General features: G+C 59.0%; 5 protein-coding genes. 3 read left to right on the top strand and 2 right to left on the bottom strand.

The genetic code is table 11. The features are described from left to right. The first annotated feature begins 389 nt into the window (after nt 1–389). The 3 genes from SFX18_19120 to SFX18_19110 all read left to right on the top strand — a co-directional run bounded on the left by SFX18_19120 (nt 390) and on the right by SFX18_19110 (nt 3,018). Nucleotides 390–719: a metalloregulator ArsR/SmtB family transcription factor gene (locus tag SFX18_19120; GenBank protein ID MDX1965265.1), complete on the top strand. Its 330-nt coding sequence runs from the start codon at nt 390–392 to the stop codon at nt 717–719. A 77-nt stretch (nt 720–796) separates the two neighbouring features. Beyond that, a complete protein-coding gene (locus SFX18_19115; GenBank protein MDX1965264.1) occupies nt 797–1,369 on the top strand; it encodes a rhodanese-like domain-containing protein in 573 nt (190 codons plus the stop codon). Beyond that, nucleotides 1,366–3,018, top strand: coding sequence for an FAD-dependent oxidoreductase (locus tag SFX18_19110; GenBank protein MDX1965263.1), 1,653 nt, complete (start codon nt 1,366–1,368; stop codon nt 3,016–3,018). Before SFX18_19115 ends, SFX18_19110 begins: the two co-directional genes overlap by 4 nt. Nucleotides 3,019–3,055: 37 nt before the next feature. Here SFX18_19110 and SFX18_19105 read toward each other — a convergent pair whose 3' ends face one another. Beyond that, nucleotides 3,056–4,147, bottom strand: coding sequence for a TIGR03032 family protein (locus SFX18_19105; protein ID MDX1965262.1), 1,092 nt, complete (start codon nt 4,145–4,147; stop codon nt 3,056–3,058). 138 nt (nt 4,148–4,285) lie between these two features. Beyond that, a partial coding sequence (locus SFX18_19100) for a hypothetical protein (GenBank protein ID MDX1965261.1) occupies nt 4,286–4,749 on the bottom strand: 464 nt, incomplete at its 5' end.

Here is a 4,749-nt window from a genome sequence, read left to right as displayed (position 1 = left end):
GAGACTGTCCAGGCCCGTCTGCGGGAACTTTCCGCCGCAGAGGCTGAAATTATCGCAACTGGCGATCCGCTACCGCGAATGCATAGCTGAGCGGGGAGGAGTTTGGAGCAGTGGAGTTTGGTCTTTTGGATGCTGGTTTCGGGTGTTTGCCTGAATACCGCAAAGCGGTTGCAGCCCTTGGCCGGGGTTAGCTCAAGCGACTAATCGGGGGTGCAAAACAGCACCTTCCCCTTCTTACGCATGCCATTTTTTACTATTGCCTCCCTTTTATCAGAAAGCGGTCAATTTTTAGTAGGTAAATCCGCCAGCCTGCGCGTAGCCGCAAAAATCATATAGACTTATTGACGTATCGTGATGTTCCGATATAATTGAATGTAAGGAACAGATGCATGGCCACCAAACAAAATCCCGTCAAACAGCCAAAGCTGACGCCCCTGGACGCCCTGGCCCAAGCCGCGGAATGCCTGAGGACGCTCGCTCACGCGCATCGGCTGCGAATGGTGCAAATGCTCTTGCGGGGCAGGTACACCGTGGGTGAGTTGGCGGCGGCGTGCGAGATTCCCAGCCACATGGCTTCGGAGCATTTGCGGCTGATGCAGCGGTGCGGCCTTTTACAAGTCGAAAAGGATGGCCGCAAGGCGTACTACCAGATTGCCGAGCCACATCTGGCGAACATCATGGCGTGCGTGGAAGCGCGGTTTGGCGGCGGAGAACATTGAATTTTTTTGCATTCATACATCGTTATGTCGGAATATTACCACTCTTTGCACGGTTCATCAATTGAAAGGAATTTGTCATGAACGTCACCAGTATCACACCGCAAAAATTTGCCGATCTTTGCAAAGCTGGCAGCAGCATTGATCTGATTGATGTGCGCACGCCTGTTGAATTTCAAGAGGTCCATCTTGAACATGCAAAGAATATTCCGCTTGACCGGCTTGATGCCCCGGCGGTCATGAAAAGCCGCAACGGGCCGGCCAATGAGCCGTTGTATGTGATCTGTCGTTCCGGCAGCCGGGGGGGACAGGCATGCGAAAAGTTTATCAAAGAGGGCTATTCCAACGTGATCAACATCGAAGGAGGGACGATGGCCTGCGTGGAGGCCGGGCTCCCCGTGGTCCGGGGGCGCAAAGCCATTTCGCTAGAGCGGCAGGTGCGGATCGCGGCGGGATCGCTGGTGCTCTTGGGGATCGCGCTCTCTTTTGTGCATCCGGCGTTTCTGGGCTTGTCGGCCTTTATTGGGGCTGGACTGGTGTATGCGGGTCTTACGGATACCTGCGGCATGGGGATGATCCTGGCCCGCATGCCGTGGAATCAAGTATCCGGGTCTGTCGGCCGCGCTTGCGGCAATCAGGAGGTGTGCTCATGAAACTGCTCATTGTTGGCGGTGTCGCCGGAGGCGCATCCGCGGCCGCCCGCGCCCGACGTTTATCCGAAGACGCGCAAATTATCGTGTTCGAACGGGGGCCGGATGTCTCCTTCGCCAATTGCGGCCTCCCCTACTATCTGGGGGGCGAGATCGCCCAGCGGGAAAAACTGCTCGTCACCACGCCGGGGCGCATGCGCGATCGTTTTCAAATCGACGTGCGCACGCGGTCAACGGTTGTGGCTATTGACCGTCTCCACAAAAAAATCCGTGTCCAGGACCTGGCCACAAACCGCGAATACGAGGAAACCTATGATAAACTGATCCTCGCCCCCGGCGCGGCTCCCTTGCGTCCTCCGATCCCGGGTATTGATTTACCGGGAATCTTTACCTTGCGAAATTTGCAAGACGTGGATCACATCAAGGGGCGAATCGAGCAGGGTGTCGCGCAAGCCGTCGTGGTGGGAGCTGGTTTTATTGGTTTGGAGTTGGTTGAAAATTTTGTTAAACGGGGCATCTCCACCACCGTGGTCGAGTTACAGGATCAAGTCCTGCCCCCCTTTGACCGGGAAATGACACAGCCGATTACTGAAGAGCTGTCGGCGCGGGGGGTGACGCTGTTGCTGGGCCAAGCGGCTGACGCATTTGAGGAAGATCCCCAGGGACTAGCTGTTCGGCTAAAGTCCGGCCAGCGATTGCCGGCCCAGTTGGTCATCCTGGGGGTCGGGGTGCGGCCTGAAAACACGCTGGCCGTGGATGCGGGACTGCTTGTTGGTCCCCGGGGTGGCATTCAGGTTGACGAATATCTGCGGACAAGCGACCCGGATATTTACGCCGTAGGCGACGCCATCGAAACACGGGACGCCGTCACCGGTGATCCGGCCCAGGTGCCGTTGGCGGGTCCCGCCAATCGTCAAGGCCGCATTGCCGCCGACAATATCTTTGGGCGAAAAGTCCGCTATCGCGGAACGCAGGGGACGGCGATCGTCGGCTTTTTTGACCGTGTCGCGGCGATCACCGGTGCATCGGAAAAAATTCTGCGTAGAACGAATCGGCCTTATCATAAAGTTTATGTGCACCCGACACATCACGCCGGATACTATCCGGGCGCGGAAGCCATGACGCTAAAGTTATTGTTCGATCCGGCGGGAAAGATTTTGGGGGCGCAAGCCGTCGGCGGGGCCGGTGTCGATAAGCGGATCGACGTGCTGTCCGTGGCCATCCAAGCGGGTATGACCGTTTTTGACCTGGAAGAACTGGAGTTGGCCTATGCCCCGCAATTTGGCTCGGCCAAGGATCCAATCAACATGGCTGGCTTTGTCGCGGGAGGACTGCTGCGGGGGGAACATCCGCAACTCAATGTCGAGGACGTTTTGGCCCTTCCCGTCGTGGAACAACCGTATTTGTTGGATGTGCGCACGGCGCACGAATTTGCCGCGGGGCATCTGCCCGGCGCTGTCAATATTCCCGTGGATGACCTGCGGTCGCGATTACACGAACTCCCCCGTGACAAAAAAATCGCCGCTTATTGCCAGGTGGGCCAACGTGGCTACATAGCCACCAGGGTGCTGCTGCAGAATGGATTTTCCGCCTTTAATATTGGCGGTGGCTACAAAACATATCGGCTATTTCAGCCCAACGACCACATATGACCGTGATTGTATCCAACCAATACTTTGGTCCGAGACGCTATTTCCCCTGCGGCACCACCCACATGTCCTGCGCGCCATCCTGGTCGGGGCGGGGACCGCAGATCGCCGGGCAGCGGGTTTCGGGCAGGACCTGCACGTCAAAAATCTCCTCGACGCCGGTCTCAAATTCGAGCGTGGCGATGGTGCGCCCCGCGGCGAGATCCACCACGCCCACGCCGCATTTGAGCGACTCGCGCTGGCGGGCGATGGGCAGGCCGCCAAACACGCTGGTCTCGCGGATGCGGGACAGGCCCACAAACGCCACCGAGCCAGAAAACGCCAGCCCGCGCGTATAACCCGGCAGCGTTTCGACAATGTCGCGTTTTCCGGAACCCTGATCGACCTTTTCCAGAGTGCCGCATCCCGAGTTGAGCACCCACAGCCCCCGGTCGTGCCAGCGGGGAGAATGCGGCATGGCCAGGCCCTGCGTCACGGGTTGCCGGGTCTCGACATCCATCACCAGCCCCGTCGATTCCTTACGCTCGCGCCAGCCAGCCGGCGTGTCGCTGGGGGCCATGATCGTGACAAAGCCCGGGCGGCCGTCGCGCATGGCCAGGCCATTGAGGTGGCAACGGTCTTCGCCGGCTAATTGCGTGATAAACGGCGGCCGCCATTGCGGGACAAAGCTGTGCCGCTCATCCAGCGTCGCCAGACACGAAAAGAGCGTATTCACCACCCATAACTCCCCCCCTCCGTCCCAGGCCAACTCATGGCAGTGGATGCCGCCGGTCACGTAGGCCCGCCGGGCCAGATAGCAGCGGTCAAATTGTCCCGCCGGGGTGATTCGCGGGGCGATATCCGGCGCGGCGTCGTGCAGCCAGATCGCGCACTTTGCCCCCACCGCCAGCCGATGGGGCCGGACCGCCACGCCCATCGCTTGATCATAACTATGAAAGGAAAAGTGAAGCGCCGCCGATCCGTCTGGTTGCGTAACGGTGCCGACTGTCAGCAGCTTTCCCACTTGGTAGGTGCTGACCAGGAGCGAACAACGGAGCTCGCGGAGCACCGCTGGCAGGTTCGACGAATGCCGATAGCGAAACTCGCGCCAGGTGTTGGGATCGGGGGCGTGTTCGCTGGTTTCCTCGGCCATGGGTTAATCTTTCTGAGCGGGGTCGGTAGTTCGACGCGGGAGTAATATGCCCCACTCGGAGTCGCCTAGTCTAAATCCCTCTGATCCGCGTCAATCTGTTTCATCCGTGTCATCATTGTTCTATTTTCTATTCTTTATTTACTCGCGATCCACCGCAAACAGCGTGTCCCGGGCAGATGTTGTTTGCCGGGACTTGCCCAGCTTACCGCTAGGCAGTTCCCACACTGCCCCCGCCAAGAGCGCGTCCGCGTCGCCATCCCAATTATTCTTTTTCCCGGCGAAACCGTCCCGCCAATCATCTTCATCGGCAAAGATCGCGGCTGGTGTGGGTGGAGTCCGTGGCGCGCCACGCTCTTTGGTCACCCGCTCTTTAGTGACTGTCGGCGCGATCGGGACCGGGGATACGCCCAGCGGTTGCAGGTCCAGCACCGCCAGCGGATTGCCGATGCCCGAGCCAAAGTTGCTATCAATGGGCAAATAATCAGCGCCAGTGATCATGCCGTCAAAATTGCCGTCGCCCAGTGTCCAGCCGCCGGATAGTCCGGGCGTCACGGTGCCGGGAAGGGAATCGACGACGATATAATCCGCGCCATCCACCTGCC

This window comes from Pirellulales bacterium, from assembly GCA_033762255.1.
In the GTDB taxonomy this organism is placed as follows: Bacteria; Planctomycetota; Planctomycetia; order Pirellulales; family JALHPA01; genus JANRLT01.
Note: the sequence above shows the minus strand (reverse complement) of the source record. Positions and strands in the feature narration are given on the sequence as shown.